This window comes from Aquimonas sp., assembly GCF_044377145.1.
Taxonomy (GTDB): Bacteria; Pseudomonadota; Gammaproteobacteria; order Xanthomonadales; family Xanthomonadaceae; genus Aquimonas.
Map to the genome: position 1 here is coordinate 1 of NZ_JBILJQ010000001.1, position 17,198 is coordinate 17,198.

General features: G+C 65.7%; 10 protein-coding genes. All 10 read right to left on the minus strand.

Annotation, left to right across the window (positions count from 1 at the left end; genetic code table 11):
• Positions 1-39 precede the first annotated feature (39 nt).
• Positions 40-3,525 (minus strand): RHS repeat-associated core domain-containing protein, encoded by a 3,486-nt coding sequence (locus tag ACIQ7H_RS00005; RefSeq protein WP_395787057.1) that lies wholly within the window; start codon positions 3,523-3,525, stop codon positions 40-42.
• Positions 3,464-3,853 (minus strand): hypothetical protein, encoded by a 390-nt coding sequence (locus ACIQ7H_RS00010; protein ID WP_395787059.1) that lies wholly within the window; start codon positions 3,851-3,853, stop codon positions 3,464-3,466. Before ACIQ7H_RS00010 ends, ACIQ7H_RS00005 begins: the two co-directional genes overlap by 62 nt.
• A gap of 99 nt (positions 3,854-3,952) precedes the next feature.
• Positions 3,953-9,466 carry an Ig-like domain-containing protein gene (locus ACIQ7H_RS00015; protein ID WP_395787061.1) on the minus strand — a complete coding sequence of 1,838 codons (5,514 nt, stop codon included), beginning with the start codon at positions 9,464-9,466 and terminating at the stop codon, positions 3,953-3,955.
• Between the two features lie 26 nt (positions 9,467-9,492).
• Positions 9,493-10,284 (minus strand): hypothetical protein, encoded by a 792-nt coding sequence (locus tag ACIQ7H_RS00020; protein ID WP_395787063.1) that lies wholly within the window; start codon positions 10,282-10,284, stop codon positions 9,493-9,495.
• 343 nt (positions 10,285-10,627) lie between these two features.
• The gene (locus ACIQ7H_RS00025) at positions 10,628-10,954 is read right to left on the minus strand and encodes a hypothetical protein (protein WP_395787065.1); all 327 of its coding nucleotides are present in this window, start codon (positions 10,952-10,954) and stop codon (positions 10,628-10,630) included.
• Positions 10,955-11,167: 213 nt separating this feature from the next.
• Positions 11,168-11,734, minus strand: a complete 567-nt coding sequence (locus ACIQ7H_RS00030; RefSeq protein WP_395787067.1) for a hypothetical protein — start codon at positions 11,732-11,734, stop codon at positions 11,168-11,170.
• 341 nt (positions 11,735-12,075) lie between these two features.
• On the minus strand, positions 12,076-15,399 hold the full coding sequence (locus tag ACIQ7H_RS00035; RefSeq protein ID WP_395787069.1) for an SdrD B-like domain-containing protein: 3,324 nt from the start codon (positions 15,397-15,399) through the stop codon (positions 12,076-12,078).
• A 316-nt stretch (positions 15,400-15,715) separates the two neighbouring features.
• Positions 15,716-16,027, minus strand: a complete 312-nt coding sequence (locus ACIQ7H_RS00040; RefSeq protein WP_395787071.1) for a hypothetical protein — start codon at positions 16,025-16,027, stop codon at positions 15,716-15,718.
• A complete protein-coding gene (locus ACIQ7H_RS00045; RefSeq protein ID WP_395787073.1) occupies positions 15,991-16,221 on the minus strand; it encodes a hypothetical protein in 231 nt (76 codons plus the stop codon). The genes ACIQ7H_RS00040 and ACIQ7H_RS00045 overlap by 37 nt, the downstream gene beginning before the upstream one ends.
• A 35-nt stretch (positions 16,222-16,256) precedes the next feature.
• Positions 16,257-17,192, minus strand: coding sequence for a protein translocase subunit SecF (gene secF, locus ACIQ7H_RS00050; RefSeq protein ID WP_395787075.1), 936 nt, complete (start codon positions 17,190-17,192; stop codon positions 16,257-16,259).
• Positions 17,193-17,198: the final 6 nt, after the last annotated feature.

A 17,198-nucleotide genomic window follows, 5' to 3' on the forward strand; every position in this document is an offset into this window, starting at 1 on the left:
GCCAGAGAGTCGAAGGTGGTCTGCTTCATGGGGTGACTGTCATGTGGGTGATGCACAAATTCTACCAGCCGGGCTGGGATAAAACAGAGGTTCCCTAAGGCGAACTACCGTGGTGACAACCCTCGCGCAAATCGCCGCCACAACAACCACGACGGGCACCCATGCCCACTCTCCTGTTTCATCAATCATTCGAGTTGGTTGAGCGAAACCATATGCCATCATATTCTCTCCGCCGACCAGACCGACAGGATCCATCTGGGCATATCTGCCAGTTGCCGCAGAATAACTCCTCATCAGATTTTCACTCAATCCAGTCTCGCCGTCATGAAACTGCCCCGGAAACCGCATCGGATTGTCCACGCTGTCGACCACCGCCGTGGTCAGCCCAAACGCTTCGCTCCTGCCGCTCCATGTGACTTGCCCTGCCGAGTCCGTCAACCGCTGCGGGGTCCACAGATGGTCGTTGTGGTAGACGTGCGTGGTCCAGTCGCTTTGCCCTGCGCCGGTCTTGTCGGCTAACCACAGCGGATCGATACCGGAGGGAGCCTCTACGTTCCAGCCGTAGCCGCGCTTGACGCTACCATCGGCACGCAGTTCAGCTACCAGCCCTTCGTCGGCGTAGATAAACCACGTAGTCTCGGTCGCCGTCTCCTTGTACACCCGCCGCCCCATCGGGTCATAGCGGTAGCGGCCTAGCGCTTGGCCGTTCTCGTCAATCGCAGTCAAACGCTCGGCCGCGTTGTAGCGGTAGTCGCGCAGCTTGAGCGGCGCGACCGGGTCGCCAGTGGTTTCGCGTTCGGTGTGGCCGTTGGCGTTGTAGGCAAAGCTGACCTGCTCGCTGCCGAGGCCATAGCCGAGCAGCTGATTGTCTGCGTTGTAGCGCCATTCCCCAGGCTGGTGCTGGCTGCTCAGGCGATTGTGCACGGGGTCGTAGCTGTAGGCCTCGACCGGCAGCTTGTCGGCTTCCGGTGCAGCCGGGTCGACCTGCAGGGACGGTGGCGGGGTGGCGGCGGTCAGCCGGTTCAGCGGGTCATAGCCGTAGTTGAACGCACCGTCCTCAGTCTCGCGCTGGGTGATGTTGCCGGTGGCGTCAAAGCGGTAGCGGTAATCCATGATTACCGCGCCGGCCGGATTGGCCGCGCTGCCGCCGCCGATAGCCTGGCTGCGAATGCGGGTGGGGCGCTGGAAGCCGTCGAATTCCAGCGTGCGCACGGCGCCCGGCATCTGCACGCGGGTCGGCTGCTGCCACTGCCACTGGCTCCACTGGATCTGGCCGCCGCCCGGCAGACCGGCTGAGGTCAGGCGATTCTGCGGGTCATAGCCGTAGGCCACTTCGGTGCCGTCGGGATAGGTCATGGCCTCCAGTTGGCCATTGGCGCGGTAGCGACGCCCGAGGCTGTGGCTGAACTCGATCGCGGCCGCGCCGCTGCCGCGGCGGTAGGTGATCGTCTCGCCGGTCTTCTCGCCCTTGTCGCTGTAGGTGTAGGTGGCGGCGGTGCCGGCCTGCTGAGGGGTGCCGGGGTCGGTGACCTGGGTGTAGGCCTCGAGCAGACCGCGCGGGTCGTAGTCGTAGTCGATGGTTTCGCTGGGCTGGTCTTCGCCTGCGGCATAGTGGCGCTCGTCGGTCTTGCGGCCCGCGTCGTCGTACCCGAACACGCGGCGCTCGCCGCCGGGGCTGAGCCGCTGGGTCAGCTGACCGGCATCGTCGTAGCTGTAGGTGATGGTGGCACCGCTGGGCCGGGCTTCGGTGCGCACTTGGTTGTTGCGGTCGTAGGTGAAGGTGTGGGTATTGCGGTTGGCGTCGCTCAGGCTCAGCAGGTTGTCGCGGGGGTCGTAGGTGTAGGCGGTGGCGCCACCCGCCGGATCGGTGGTGCTGATGAGGCGGGCCAGCGCGTCGTAGGCGTAGAGCGTGCTGCGGCCGGCGGGGTCGGTTTCAGCGATGCGGTTGCCCGCCGCGTCGTAGCCGGTGGCCTGCACTTCGCGGCGCTCCGGCTGGCCGTTGGCCGCCGGCAGAATCCGGATGGTCTGGGTGCGGCGGCCGCGCGTGTCGTAGCGGTACTCCTCGCGGTAGGTCGGATACTCCATCGCCACCAGCAGGCCGGCCAGGCCGCTGGCGGCATCGCCGTAGACCATGCGGGTGACGTTGCCAGCCGGGTCGGTCGTGGTGTCGAGGCGGCCATCAGCGTCGTAAGCGTAGGTCGTGATCGCGCCGGTCTCGTCGCGCTGGGTTCTGACTTGGCCGTCATCGAAGTAGGTGGTGATCTGCTCGCCGCGCAGCGGGTCGATGGTCTTTTCCAGCCGATCCAGACCGTCGTACTCGAACTCGCTGCGCTTGCGCGCGGCATCGATCGTGGCCGTGCGGTTGCCGACGTCGTCGTACTCGTGATCCACGCGGTGCTCCATCGGATCGAGCTGGACGGTGACCCAGCCGGCGGCGTTCACTTCCTGCGTCCAGGTGCGGTTGAGCGGGTCGCGGCGGGTCAGCCAGATGCCGCTGACGTGGTGGGTGAATCGGGTGGTGTGGCGCTCGCCGTCGGTGACCGTTTCGACGTTGCCGTAGGCGTCATACGTCCAGTCGGTGACGACGTCCCCGGCCGGCGTGGCGCCCTTGACGGTGCGCTGGGTGCGCTCGCCGTGGGTGTTGTAGACGAACTCGGTGACGCGCTGTTCGGGCGTGTCGACCGCTTCGGTCTGGCGGATCAGGCGGCCGGAGGGGTCGTACTGGTAGGTGCTGCGCACGCCGCGCTCGTCGGTATGCTCCAGCAGGTTGCCGTAGGTGCCGTCATAGCGGCTCAGGGTCTGCGTACCGTCCGGGTAGACCACACGCACGGGGTTGCGGTTCGCATCCAGCTCGGTGCGGGTGCGCAGGCCGCGCTCGTCGACGCTGATCTCGACGAACTCGCCGTCTTTCAGCAGTTGGCTGCTCACCCGGCTGCCGATTTCTTCGCGCAGCAGGCGGCCATCGACATCGTAGCGGCGCTCGGTGCGGCGCTGCTCAGGCGTGCGCATCACCACCGTGTACTCGCGGCTGACGCGGTCGTAGTCGTAGCTGTAGGTGGTTTCCTGCAGCAGCGGGTCGATCACCCGCACCACGCGGTTGCCGCCGTAGTGCACGGTGGTGGTGCGGCCTTCGGGGTCTTCCAGCGTGCGCAACAGGCCGCCCTGGTAGGTGTAGTTCCAGGGTTTGCCGAGCACGTCCACCACTTGGCTCAGGCGCCCGGCGGTATAGCGGTACTGCACGCTGCGATTGGCGCGATCGGTAATGCCCCGCAGTTCGTCGCCGACCCAGGTGTAGCGCGCGATCAAGGCGTCGGCGCGGTCGCGCAGCTCGTCGATGCGGCCGTCGGCGTTGCGCGTGAAGCGCACCGTCAGGCCGTTGCGATTGCCGTAGCTGGCGATGCGGCCCTGGGCGTCGTAGGTGATCCATTCGCCGCTGCGGTCGTACCAGCGCCAGCCGGTGATCTCAGCGTCGGCATCGCGCTCGGCGCGGATGAAAAACTCGCGCTGGAAATACGTACACATCATTGCCGCTGCGCTCGAACCGCGAGCCCGAGCGCAGGATCGACTTCGGCACGCCGTCGATCACATCCAGCTCGAAACGCAGGTCGTCCCAGGCCGGGTTCGGGTGCCAGCGGAACTCACCCTTGTTGAGATCGTCCGCCCGCCAGCTGCGCAAAAACACCACGTAGCCGTTGCGCACCTTGATCCGCATGTCCTCCGCGTTCACGCGGTACTCGCCAGTCGGCAGAAACACCTCGCCGCGGGCGTGCACCTGTGCTGAAAGTGCAAGCAGGGCCAACAGCGCGAGGGCCGCGGCGCGGCGGGAAAGACTGAGGCAGAACGAAGACAGCATGATCAAGGGTTCCAACTAGGGGGCGCCAGCGGCGCTTGGGTGCTTCGGATCGGATGGGAGCGCGTTTTTGAAGGACGGTTTGCGGCGGCTTGGGTCTGGCTAGTCACCGGGGCCATCACCGCCTCCGCCTCCTCCGCCTCCGCCTCCTCCGCCTCCTCCGCCAGTACCACCTCCGCCGCAGCACTTCTTGCAGTTCGGGGTGCAGCCGGGGCCTGGGTCCATCGGAATGCCGCCGCCACCGCCGCCCCAGCCGCCGCCGTTCCCGCAGCTGGTGCCGTTGCAGACGGAAATCGTTGTCCCACCCGGACCGCCGCACTGCGCGCCCCAGGTGCGGCCCCAGGCGGTGCTGCAGGATCCGGCGCGCACTGCACCGTTCGCACACTGATAGTCGTACTGCAGTGCGGCGGCGCGGCGGTAGCTGCTGCAACTGGGCCCGGAGCGCTGCCCGGTGAACTGGAAGGGTTGGTCTTCCGGCTCAGTCATCCTCAGCGGGTCGCGGCCGAGCATATCCAGCGCCACTGCCGGCAACGCCTGCAGTGCGGTGATCTTGTAGGCGATGCGCACACGCTCGCGCGCCGCAAGTTCGGTAGGCACTTCGCCGAGGAACTCGAAGCGGAAATTGGCATCGCTGGCGGCCGGCGAGAACACCACGTTGTCGGCGCGCACAAGGCCGTAGTTGCTGATGGTCAGTTCGCCACTGAACTCTTCGCCCACCTGCATGGCGGGCAGGTTCACGAACACGGGTTCCATCAGCACCACGGGCGCCGGCACTTCGGTGCGGAAGGTGGCACCGATGACGATGTCGTACTCGTCCTCGATAACGGTTTCATTGACGTCCCAATCGATAGTGACCAGCTCGAAATCGAGGAAGACGTCCACCGGCACCTCCAGCCCCGGCTCCACCAGCACGCGGCCGCTGGCTTCGGCGTGGTCGGGCGCCGAGGCGCGCCAACGGTAGCGTCCAGCCGGCAGTGCCTGCAGTACGCCAATGCCGTTGGCATCGGTCGTTACCTCGCGCCGAAGATCAGGCAGGGTTTCGTGCTGAAGCCGGATGCGGGCACCGGAAACCCCGGGTATCGGCTGGCCGTTCACGCCCGGTGTCTCGGTGTAGATGTCGGCCACATGGAAGCGCAGGTCGCCCTCACCATCCTGGGTCACGCTGATGCTGATCGGCACATCGCCCGCATTGGCGTTCGCAGCAGTGACCCGCGCACGCACGACGTAGACCCCGTCGCTGATCGCGCTGCCCGGTGAGGCGGTGACCTGGACGGCGCGGCGTTCACCCACCCCGATGCTGCCGATCGCCGCCGGAGAGCTGAGCTGAACCCACGACGGCGGCGGGCCATTGCCCGCGGCATTCAGCAGCTCTACCCGCACCCCTTCGGCGGCCAGCAGGCCTTGATTGATGACCTCGGTCGACAAGGTGATCTGCCCGCCCTGCACGACTCCGCCCTGCAGCGCAGTGGGCCGTGGCGCCAGCGATGGCAAAGGCGCGCTGAGCCGATACGCGATGCTGACGCGAGCGCGCGGAGCGGCGCCGGATTCATCGGCCACCAGGCTCAGCACCACGGTGCCCGCCTCGGGCGTACTGCTTCCACCGGTGAAGCTGACCTGCACGGTGCGTGAGGCACCGGCCGCCAGGCTCACGGGATTCGGTAGCAACAACTGCAAACCGGGCGGCAATGCGCCGGAGGGCTGATCGGCCGGCAGAGCCAGCAGACGTAGATTGCTTGCGCCGGTTCCAGCACTCGCGGTCAGGGTCAATGGCACGTTCGCGGCGACTGTGCGCGCTGCATTCAAGTTGAAGACGCTTGGGTTCACGCGGACTCGATTCAGCAGGAACTGCCCTTGCCAGGCAGGATCGGCCTGATCGGGATGCCGCACGGATACCCGGTAGCTGCCCGCATCGGTGGCCGCTGGCTGGAAGTTGAAATCAAAGGCGCCGGCTGCGTCGGTAGCGAGGTTGATTCGACGCTCGAAGCCGCCAACCTCCAACAGCAGAACCAGCAGCGCGTTCGGTACCGGCGCTGAGCCCTGCCGCTCGATCGCCCGACCGCGAATCCGCACCGGCTGCTCGCCAAACGAAACTTCCGGACTCAAGCCAATCAGCTCGCCGACGTAGGGCGTGGGCACCGGGGGTGCAGGCGGCGGCAGCTTCTGCACCACCACATCCACTTCGGCATCAGCGCTGAGCCCGACCTGATTGGTAACGCGCGCAGACAACTTGCGCGAACCGTCGGCGAACGCTCCGATCGCCCAGCGCCAGGACCACGGCGCGGCCACAACCCGGGCCTGCTGCTGCCCGTCGACGAAATACTCGACGTGCTGGATCCCGCTGGGGTCCACCACCGCCACGGTCACGTCGACATCCTGCTCAATCAGGGCGCCGTCGCTTGGGCTGGTCAGGCTGATCTGCGGTGCCGCAGCGACGTAGGTGACCCAACGATCCGGGCTGCGCGGGCCCACACCGCGCGCGTTGCGCGCATCGGCGGAGATGCGGTGCGTGCCCTCGCCTGGGAGCACCACGCTTGCGGCAAAGCCGCCGCCTTGGCTGACACTCACCTGCGCGCCGACCGGTGTGTCATCCAAGTAGAGCTGAACGCGGCTGCCCGGCTGAGCCGAACCGCTGATCGCCAGCTGCGGCCGGTAGACGGTTGCGCCATCTGCCGGGGACGCCAACACCGGCGCAGGCGGCAGGTCCAGTTCGGACACAGTGATGGATACGCTGGCGGTGTCGGCGAGACCGCGCGGATCGCGCACTTCATACTCGAAACTGGTGACGCCGAAGAAACCAGTCGGCGCGGCGAAGCTGAAACCGCCGTTGGGCTGCAGGGTCAGAGCACCCACGCCAGGTGCGGTGCGCACCGCCGCCGTCAACGCATCGCCGTTGGGGTCACTGTCGTTCGCAAGCACGCCTTGCGCCGCAGCCACATCGAGCCGCGCGCCCTGGCGCAGGGTATAGGCATCGTTTGCGGCAACCGGTGCCTCGTTCACTGCTGAAACGACAATCCGCACTCGCGCAGGCAGACTCAGGCTCGTTGCGGTACGCAAGCGATAGCGGAACTCGATCGTTCCTGCCGTGCTGGCACTGAAGGTGAAACTGCCATCGGCCGCGAACTGCAGGCCGCTCACACTCGCCGGCGGGTCGAGCACGATCTCCGGCGCGGGACCAGCGCCGATGCGGTCATTTGCCAACAGACCTTCTGCAGCGGGGACCACCAGGGCACGATCGTCGCGGGCGACGTAGGCGTCATCCACGGCATCGTGCAGCTCATCGACGCGCAGGGTGACGCGTGCGGCATTGCCAAGCGATGTGCCATTGCTGGCCGAGTAGTCGAAGGCATCGGTGCCGGCGAAGTCAGCGTTCGGGGTGTACTGGAAACCGCCGTCGCTGCGCAGCTGCAGAACACCATTGGCCGGGGCCGCGCGCAGCACTGCGCTCAGGTTGCCGCCAAGGGGGTCGATGTCGTTCATCAGCACGCCTTGTTGGGCTGCAACGTCGAAGACTCGATTTGCCTGCAGGGTGTAGCTGTCCGCCAGCGCCAGCGGTGACGAAGCTGCATTGCTGAGAATCGTCAGCAGGGCGGCGTCGGCCGGCGTGAACTCGACCGCGGCACCAGCACGGGCCAGGCGCACGCGTCTTGGTCCGGGGCTGGCGTCAGCGGCCACCGTGACCTGCAGTCGCGCCGTGCTTCCGTCTTCGGCGATCGGCCCCAACGCGACCTCGACGCCAGCGGGGGGCTCAACCTGCACGCTGTCCGTTCCGACCAGACCTTGGCCGCGAACGATCACCTCGAAGCTGGCACCGCGCGGCAGGCGCGATGGATTGAGCGAGGATGCAAACGCGCCGCGCTGGACACCCAGCGTGGACGACCACAGCGCGCGCTCAAGCGGGGGCTGGGGCCCCAGTTCGCGCGTGACGCCGAGCACAGGCGCAACCAGCGGCGTGAGCAGTTCGCTGCGGTCGATGATGCGTAGGGTGTTGGTCGCGGCCACTTGATCAGTACTGTCGCCGCCTGCCGTGCGCAACTGGAGCACACGCGGGCCGCGGGGAGCGGCTGCGGATGCCCGCAAAACCAAGGTGGCGCGGGCTGGGCCGTGCACCTGCAGGGACTCGATGATGATGCCGGTGTCCGGCAACAGGCGCGCGGCATTGACCTGCCCAAGGTTGCGGCCCTGGATCTCGATGGTCTGGCTTTCGCCGTTTCGAATCAGTACGTTTGGACTGAGCGCCAGCAGTTCGGGCAGCGCTCCACGCAACTGCAGCAGAACAGGTGCATTCAGCAGCACGGACCCGATCTGCAGCTGCACCCGACGCGGCAGAAGGGCGGCAGCGGGATCAACCCGGAGTTCGAAACTGACTTCCTGGTCGCTGGCCTGCAGACTGCCGGCGCTTACCAGCATGCCGTCGGCCGGCACCAACTGGGCGAGCGAGGCCCCAGCCAATCCTTCGCCTAGCAGCCGCACCACCACGGTTTCTCCAGGATTCACCGCTGGGGGCTGAAGGCTGCGGATGGCCGGTCCCCGCACGACACCCAATGCGGCGCCCGTGAGCAAGCGCTCAACAGTCATGGGATCGCTGCGCTGGACGCCCAGCACCGGCGCCAGCACCGGCGCGTACTCACGGAGTACGGGGCTCGCGGCAATCTGCACGGTGTTGGCAGGCTCAGACGTAGCGGCCGAGAGTCCGCTGGCGGTTTCCACTTCAACGCGGCGTGGGCCGGGTGCAGCGGATGCACCCACCTGCACATGGATGCGCGCTTCATCGCCGGCGGCATTGACGCGCGCCGAGCTATCGAGCACTACATCGGCTGCGGGACTTAGGCGCACGAGGGTTTCAGTCAGCACGCCGCGGCCCTGTTCTGGCAATGCGCGAAGATCGCGCCCCCGAATCAGTAGCTCGGTGCGGCTACCAGGCAGTAACAGCTGTGGACTGACGCTGAGGATGTGAGGCGCCGCATCCGCGACCAACAGCGCGCGCGCTGCCAAATCGGCGCTTGGCAGCGGCTGCCCCTGCGAATCAACGAGCTGAAGCAGGCGCAGCCCGGCGGCCGCTTCGCCAGCGACCGACACTTCCAGATTGACGCGACTGCCGTCACCCGCGCGATCGACGACCGTGACTTGAATGCCATCCGCCGGCAGCACGCGCACGTTGACGCCAGCCGCAAGGCCAATGCCAAGCAGGGCGATCGGCTGTGCGTTCTGGCCGCGAGCGACGCGGCCCGGAACGATCGACTGCACCAGGCTGCCACGTACCACCCCGATGGCGGCCCCGGTATGCAGCCATTCGCGCGACTGCGTCGGGCCAGTGCGCTCGACGCCCAGGACCGGCGCAAGCAGCTGCAGGCTTCGCGTGCTGTTGCCCTGACGCTGCACGCCCAGGGGCGCACTCGTCAGAACATCGCCGGGACGCAAGGTCCACTTCGCGTTCTTGGCTTCCGACCGCGACGAGCATGTCGGCGTGTTGGTCTGGTCACACGCGGCAGACGGCACCGCCGCAGTTGCATTCGCAACCGCGAGCAAAGCCAACAGGCCGCCCAACAGAACGCCGAGGTGCAGGCCGCGCGCCGACGCGTTGCCGCGCGGCCGGAAGCCAAGAGATGCCAGAGCCATTGCGCCGTCCTTGCAATCCGTTCGGTTTAAAGCGCTGACGCGGCGACTTCGAAACGGCGGCCGGCTTCAGTGATCAGGGTCACCATCCCAGGGCCCGCGCCCAGCTGTGCGGCCAGCTCCACCTGCACCACCGGCTCACCGCCGGTATAGAGCGAGAGCTGCTGGGCCTGGGCTCCGCTGACCGAGTAGGTGAGCGTGGCCAGCAGAACACTCGGACCGATCGGGATATCGACATTGGCCACCGCGGTGCCGTTCTCCAGGCTGCCGGCGATCGCACCGGACACGACGGTCTGCGGAACGCCGCTCGGGGGCGTCACGATGATCGACAGCGTGTTGCCCAAGGGCACATTGCGGGTTGCCAATACCAGCTCGACCGGGTTCGGCGCATTGGTCGGCAGCACCACATCGGCATAGCCGGTGGGCGCGGCTGGCGCGTTGATGCCGCCCACTCGGGAGATGCGCAAGCTGGGCAGGCCGATCAGGAACAGCGGGCCGGGCAGGCCACTGGTGTAGTTCGGGGTGGATGGCGTGCCGCGTTGCATGAACTCGGCTTCCAGCCGAATCCGACCAGCACCTGCAAAGGCTGCCAGAGAGCTGCCCTCGTTGGAATAACCGCCGCGGGCTCCACCCATCGCACTGATGACACCGGCGCCGGTGATTGTCGTCGCCACAAGGCGAATGCCACCGCCACTGCCGCCACCGCCGACCGCGCCGAGGTTGTCGCTACTTATGGCGCCAATGCGGCCGCCGCGGCCGCCATTCGCAAGCACTTGTCCGCTGCCGCTCACATTTAGGGTGCCGCTGACCGCAATCAGCAAGGCTCCGCCTCCGCCACCACCACCAGCACCGCCCACGCCGGTGGATCCACTGCCGCCTGCGCCGCCGGACCCGCCGACAAGAGGCATCAAGTCCGCATTGCCATATGTCGGCGGGACTGGATTATTGCAGCCGCTGTTGCCTGCGGGCACTGCACCCAAGGTCGAAAAACTGGCGCCGCCGCCATGACAGCTTGAACTAAACACCGCGATGCTTGGACGCCCGCCGCCCGGTCCAATACCCGAAGCGCCGGTACGCCGACTGCCCACCGCTGTGGACGCATCCGGCTGCCCCCCGCGCCCACCTCCAAACCCTCCGGGACCACCACGCCCCGGCAGGCCATCGTCAGCCACATTGCCATCGCCGGCGCCATTGGTGTCCGGTCCGGCTTGACCGCTGACATCCAGGATGCCCGCGATCACTGCATTCCCGCTGACCAAAAAGCGTCACCGGGGTGTTGCTGGCATTCGGCCGAAACGTCACCCGCACGCCGTCGGGAATGTTGATCGACGTATAGTTCAGCGTGCCGCTTTCCGGCAGCGGCACCTCGGTGTTCACAGTGGGCGTCAACGCACCGTCCGCGCCCGTGCTTCCACTGTCGAAAGCCAGCGCGTTCAGCGCCAGCGTCAGCAGCCCCAACCCCGCCACACCTGCAATACCCGAACTGCGCATGAGACTTCCTCTGAAAAAACCACGTATCAATTCCGTCTGGCCCGATCGCTGCTGCGACCGCGCAGCCGGACGGACCGGCCCCCGCTGCGGGCGGGTCGCAGCGCATCTATGCGCAGGCGACCGACCCAATCCCAAATGCTGCAGTGACAGCACCATCTCCTTCACTCTCGGCCAGCCACGCGCATCTGCAGTCGATGCTTGTGATCGCCTGACTCAGTTCCAGCGGCAACCCTGACTCGATACGGCTGCACGCGTGGCCACCTGCGCCGACTGGTTCGCGCGCCAGCGCGCGTACTGGTCGTGACCGTCTTCAAAGATCCACAGCAGGGGCATCCCGGGCTGCGCGAGACGGGCCTGCCATGCGGGCTCAGGCTCAGTCGTCCACAGCACCAAGGCATCGCTGGCTTGGGCACGAAGGCGATCAACCAGGCGCGCATCGGGGCCGCCAGCGGGCAGCCTGACCACGCGGGCCAGATTGATGTCGATTTGCCCGGCGACCCCCGGCCCAACCAGCAGAACCACCGTGGAGTCCTGCAACAGGCTGAACAATTGTGGCGGTGAGAGCTTCTCGTTCACGGCAGGCTGGATCTCCGATGTGTCTCCGGCACGCCACGCGCGCGCGCCGCCGCGCACGACCTGCAGCGAAAACTGCGGGCTGGCCTCGGCGCGCAAGCGCAGACACAGCGCATCCAGCACCGAATCGTCCAAACCGCTGCCTATCAACAGCAGGGGCGCAGACAGCTCCCGCACACGGGCCGGCGACAGCTCGCTACGGCGCATCTGCAAAGCGCCCTCCAGCGGGTGAACATCGGAGTACTGAGGCCCGCGCATATCGACAAGAATGCTTCCCACCTGAGCGCGCGCGACCGTGGCATCGACCCGACAACTGTCGCCCTCCTCCGGGCGCGCGTCGACAACTTCGCCCGATTGCGCCCCTGCAGATCGCGGGCTGGCCGCAGGGGCCGCACGTACCGGCCGCAGAGCGCCGTCTGACTCACCGGCATCTTTCAAGGGACAGTCAACCGCATGGGCAGCAGCGGCCTGCAGCATTCCGCCAAGCAAGGCTACGGACACGTACTGAAGCAGCCGACCGGGCCTGCGATGTGCAGGCGAACGCCGCATCAGCGCACCGCCTCAAAACCGTTGGCAAAAATGTCAGTGCCCGGCTCGCCCGCCTCGCGGGCCATCGCCGCCAACAGCCAGGAAACACCCAACTCAGCGGACCGAGCCTCCGGCTGAGGGAGCACACGCAGTGCTTCGATGGCCGACAGCAGATGCGACAGCGCCGAACCACCATTGCCGGGCGAGAACTCCGCCAGAGCCTGTTGCACCAGAGATCGGCTGCGCGCCAGCGCCTCCGCCTGCGCGCCCGGCGCGGCGGTCAGACCTTCAAGTGCAGCGACAGCGGCTGTTGCTTGGACTGCACGGTCACGCAACGCGAGCGTCAACGAGCGCTCAGCGACTTCGTTCTCCAAGTCCGCAAGCGCTCGCAGGGCGACCTGCCCAGCCGCCGGCGGCGTGCGCAGTTGAAGTTGGACGACAAACGGCAGCTCGGTCGGAGGCACGCTACGCAGCCAGTCAAGGCGCAGCGGCAGGGCCGAATCAGGCGCTGGGTTCGCGGCAAGCAGTTCGAACCCAGGAGCAAGCTCTACGCCCAACTCCATCACTCCCGCAGCGGATCGGGCCTCGCGGCGAACTTCCGCAGCCAGCGCGATGGGACTTGCAGTGAGCAGCACAGCGGGCGGGTTCGCAGCTGCCCCTGCCAGGATCGAACCGGTCAAGGATGCCCCTGCTCCACCCTCCAGCAGCGCAAGCAGGTCGAAGCCGAAGGCCAGTACGCGAGCATCGACCGCCGCGGCAGGCGCCGCAGCGACCAGAATCTCGCCGCCTGTCGCAGCGCCAAGCGCGCGCCCATTCGTCGGGTTGAACGCGTTCAGAGGCCCAAGGACGGGGACGCTCCCCGCGGCAAAGAACTCGCTGTCAACCAGTTGCAGATCAGCACTTGTACCGGCTAGCGGCGTGCTGCCGCCCAAGCCCGCCAAGGTCTCGAAGCGCGCCCACGAGCTGTCGCGCGTTCCCGACAAGATCAACCCGCCACCGCGCCGCAGCAGCTCGCGCGACTCGTTGATGAGCCCCCCTGATTCGAGTGGCAGCAAGGATCCATCCACCAGCACCAGGTTCCAATCGCCGCTACGCAATGCGCGACGAAACTCGGCCGGCTCGCTGGTGAGCGTGGCCGGCACCCGCCCCTGAAGCAGCGCACGCCAGCGCTGCAAGCGGCCTTCAACGCAGGCCGGCCCGCTGCCAGATGCACATGTCGCCCAAACCAAAACACGCGTACTCCGGCTGAGCTGCAAACCCGCCGTCAGAATCGCATCGGGGCTGACTTCCACTTGAACACTGCTGAGGTTGTTCGATGGATCGGGGTCTTTGGAGCCGCCCGCAACTGCGCTGATCGCAGCGGCAAACGAGAAACTGCCGGCCGAGGTGAAGCGCCCCTGCAGCAGGATCGACTGCTCGGCACCTGCCGCAAGGCTGCCGTGAACCCAAAGCCCGGTGCTGGCATTGAAAGTGCCCTGAGACGCCGACGCACCGGTGATCTCGAACTCCTCGGGCAGAGTCAACTGGGTACTGCCGCTACCGCCTTGAGGGCCGAGGTTACGAGCGCGAAGCGAGTACGCCACCGCTTGCTGAGCGGTGGCCTGCTCGGGGCCTTCAATCGGGGCGAGCTGAAGATCCGCCTGTGCCGAGACGCCAGGCTCCAGTTTGGCGAAGCGGTAGCCATCAGCAGACTGAGCAACACCCAAGCCGATCTGGCGAATAGCTGCTGCGTCTGTCAGGCCGCCGGCGCTGCCGGCGACAGGCACACCGTCCACAAGGCCGGTGACAGCCCCAACCGCAATGCTAAATGTGCCCGCCGGCAAACCGGTGAAGCTGAATTCGCCCTGCGCGTTGCTCAAGGTAGAACGCTGTACGACCGCCCCCGCAGCGCTTCCGTCAAGCGTCAGACTCACGCCTTCAAGACCGGGCTCAGCCGGGTCCTCTGCGCCGTTGGCGTTCGCGTCCAAGAAAACCCGCCCGGACAGGCTGGCGGTTGCCGGAGGCAGATCGGTCCGCAGACTGAAGCTTCCGCCACCGCGGGCGTCAAACACATTGAGGTAGTAGACCCAGGCCAAGCTGGCGTTTCGGCGTTTAGTGAACCACACGTTCTCTGCCGGCAAGGCCGAGCCGTCTGCGCGGAATCCCTGTATTGCTGTTGCAGTCCCCGCGCTGGGATCAATCACGCGCGCGTAGGTCAAGCCGGGCTGGGACGGCAGGGTCAATCGGTACTGCCCTGGAACAGCCCCAGTCACAAGGCTGGCCACTGCCGACGCATCGGTCACCACGGTATCCACACCGCTGGATTCGTACACGCGCAGAGCATCGCCATCTCGCGCCAGGAAATCGCGCACACCGTCGCGCCCCGGCAGATCCACCAGCACATCTCGCACCAGCAAGTGACTGCGCGGCTCGCCCTCGATCAATGACGTCAAACTGCCGCCAAGCGAGTCTGCATGACTGTAGCGGGCTTCGATCTCGTCGAAGCGCCCGCTCAGTGTGGTTTCCATCAACCAGCGGGCCATCCGCGTGCTACCCGGCTGGAGGTTGCCCAAGGACAGCGCGAGTGAGGCCGATGACGGGGAGTCGTCAACAAAACCGCCGATGAGGTTGAAGCCGATCAGTAGCCCAAGCTTGTTTTCGACAATGCGCGGCTGGGAGGACTCGATCCGCACGTTGTTGCCAACACCGGCACCCACGTTGCGCACGCGCAGACCCAAGGTGAACGGCACCGCGGGCTCCAGCTCCGGCGTAAATGCGTCGTCCGAGTACACATCACCAGCGAGAAAGTAGTCCAACGCCAAGCGCGGCTGCGGCCGAACCGTAATTGTTTCAGGCACCACATCGACCGATCGCGCTTCACCGCCGAGTGTGTAGGTGATTCTCGCGCCGACACGGTAGCGACGCCCGCTCGGGAGATCACCGCCGGAGTTCGCGGCGGGGACAATCAACCATCGAGCTGTCCCGGTGCTGGCGGGCGCGACCACGCCGGAACCGTCGACCGCTCCGAGATCCTCAAGTCCGTCCAGTCGCACGAAAAATGCCGCACCCAACTGATTCGGATCGCCGCTCGCCAGCACGGGGTTGCCGAGCTCATCAGTGAACAGAATATTGACAGCGACCGACTCAACTGCAGCGCTGGTCAAACCGTTGCGGATGCGAAGGACAGCATCAAATCCTTGACGCTCAAGACTCAGCTTCTGGCGGATCTCGATTCGAACTTCCGCACAAACCGCATCAGTCTGCGCAAAGGCGCTCTGTGCGCACAGCACGACGCAGAAGAGCGCAAGCACGCTGAAAGTGCGGGCCGCGCAGGCCAAGGCCGAGCAAACTGAAATCAGGCTCATGAACGATCCAGGAAAAACGCCACCGATATCGCCGCCTGATCACCGCGGCTGTTGACAAATCTTGAACGCGAAGTGCATCCAAACCCATGAAAGCCAACAACGGTCGATTCTGATGCACTAGCAGCCCGCCCTTTGCGAGGTTTGCTCCGCCCGAAACCCCTAGGGGCAACCCAAAAGACGAGGGCTCCCTGATGTCGCCATCACGTGGATCCGGCGATCAGGGTGTCAACTCAAGAACGGCTACCGCCGATGATTCAGCACCTCGCAGTCCTTGGCGCGAGGCATCATGTTTTTGCTTGGACACGCCCAGGTTCAGTTACAGGGGGCTGCCGAAGAAGATGGTGGATCGGGTGCCAACCACGTTGCCGACGATCAGGGCGAAGGCGAAGCCCTGCAGGGCGGTGCCGCCCCAGAAGTACAGCGCGACGCACGTCCGCATCGTCGTCAGAGAAGTCATGATCGTAGGCGACAGAGTGCTGTTGATCGCGCGGTTGATGATGCCCTCGCGGTCGTCCTTGCGGCTGGCGCGGAACAGTTCGCGCACGCGGTCGAACACGACGTGCTTGTCGTTCGCCGAGTCGCCGTCGACCGTCAGAATCGCGGCCAGCACGGCCAGGTCAAACTCCATCCCAGCCGCGAAGACGCGCCGAGGATCACGATCGCGACTTGCATTTCTCCGGCGACGGTGGCAAATGCGAACTTCCACTCAAAGCGCAGCGGCTCGTAGATCGTGATTCCGGCCAGTACCACCAGCACCTCTGTTGGTGCCGTTGCAGGCCCCGACAGCTTGTCAATTCCCTGCAACGGAAAAGGCGCCTGCAAGGGCGCCTTTTCGTTGTCAAAAGTGGTGGGAACGGTCAGGGCCGGCGGGCTAGCTCGGCTTCATCCTGTGCCTTGGGCAAGAGATCCTCCTTGCTAGCGCCCAGCCAAAGCAGCAGCGGACACGCAATGAAAATCGATGACAGAGTACCGATCACGATACCGATGATCTGCGATTCCGCCATGCCCTTCAACGAAGGGCCGCCGTAGAAATACAAAGCCAGCACGGTCAGCAGAGCCACGAAGGAGGTAATGATCGTACGCGACATGGTCTGGTTGACCGCTCGGTTCATGACCTCTACGGGGCTGAGTCGAAGCGTACGGAAGTTCTCGCGCACGCGATCGAACACCACGATCGTATCGTTGATCGAGTACCCCATCACCGACAGAATGCCTGCAAGCACGTTCAGGTCGAACTCGTGGCCGCTGATTGCAAACCAAGCGATTGCCAGCATCACGTCATGCAACGTGGTGAGAGTCGCGGCCACCGCGAACTTCCATTCGAAACGCAATGAAATGTAGATCAGGAATCCGGCAACCACCAGCAACAAGGCATAGACGCCGTTGGTAGCAAGCTCTTTTCCGATCTGCGGACCGACGAAATCGCTGCGCACCAAGGTGCCCGGATTGTCGCTGCTGTTCAGCGCTTTCAGCAGGACATCGCCAGTACGCTGGGCGTTCGCATCACCCTCAGTCGGCTGCAGCTGGACCAGCACCTCGTTGGAAGCACCGAAGCTCTGCACCTGTGCTCCCTCGAAGCCCGCGGCCTCCAAGGTGGTACGGGCGGCATTCACATCTACCGACTTCTCGAAATGCAGTTCGGCCACGGTGCCGCCGGTGAAATCGAGGGCGAAGTTGAAACCACGCACCGGGATCGCTGCCAGCGAAACCAGCAGCAGAGCGAGGGCGATGATGAGAGATACGTTGCGAAGCCGCATGAAATCGAAGCGGCTGTCGTATGGAAACAGATTCATCGGTGC

Bases quoted from the DNA above. Each gene is read 5' to 3' on its own strand.
- ACIQ7H_RS00005 (WP_395787057.1), bottom strand. From the start codon at position 3,525: ATGATGTGTACGTATTTCCAGCGCGAGTTTTTCATCCGCGCCGAGCGC.
- ACIQ7H_RS00010 (WP_395787059.1), bottom strand. From the start codon at position 3,853: ATGCTGTCTTCGTTCTGCCTCAGTCTTTCCCGCCGCGCCGCGGCCCTC.
- ACIQ7H_RS00015 (WP_395787061.1), bottom strand. From the start codon at position 9,466: ATGGCTCTGGCATCTCTTGGCTTCCGGCCGCGCGGCAACGCGTCGGCG.
- ACIQ7H_RS00025 (WP_395787065.1), bottom strand. From the start codon at position 10,954: ATGCGCAGTTCGGGTATTGCAGGTGTGGCGGGGTTGGGGCTGCTGACG.
- ACIQ7H_RS00030 (WP_395787067.1), bottom strand. From the start codon at position 11,734: ATGCGCCGTAGCGAGCTGTCGCCGGCCCGTGTGCGGGAGCTGTCTGCG.
- ACIQ7H_RS00035 (WP_395787069.1), bottom strand. From the start codon at position 15,399: ATGAGCCTGATTTCAGTTTGCTCGGCCTTGGCCTGCGCGGCCCGCACT.
- ACIQ7H_RS00040 (WP_395787071.1), bottom strand. From the start codon at position 16,027: ATGGAGTTTGACCTGGCCGTGCTGGCCGCGATTCTGACGGTCGACGGC.
- secF (WP_395787075.1), bottom strand. From the start codon at position 17,192: ATGAATCTGTTTCCATACGACAGCCGCTTCGATTTCATGCGGCTTCGC.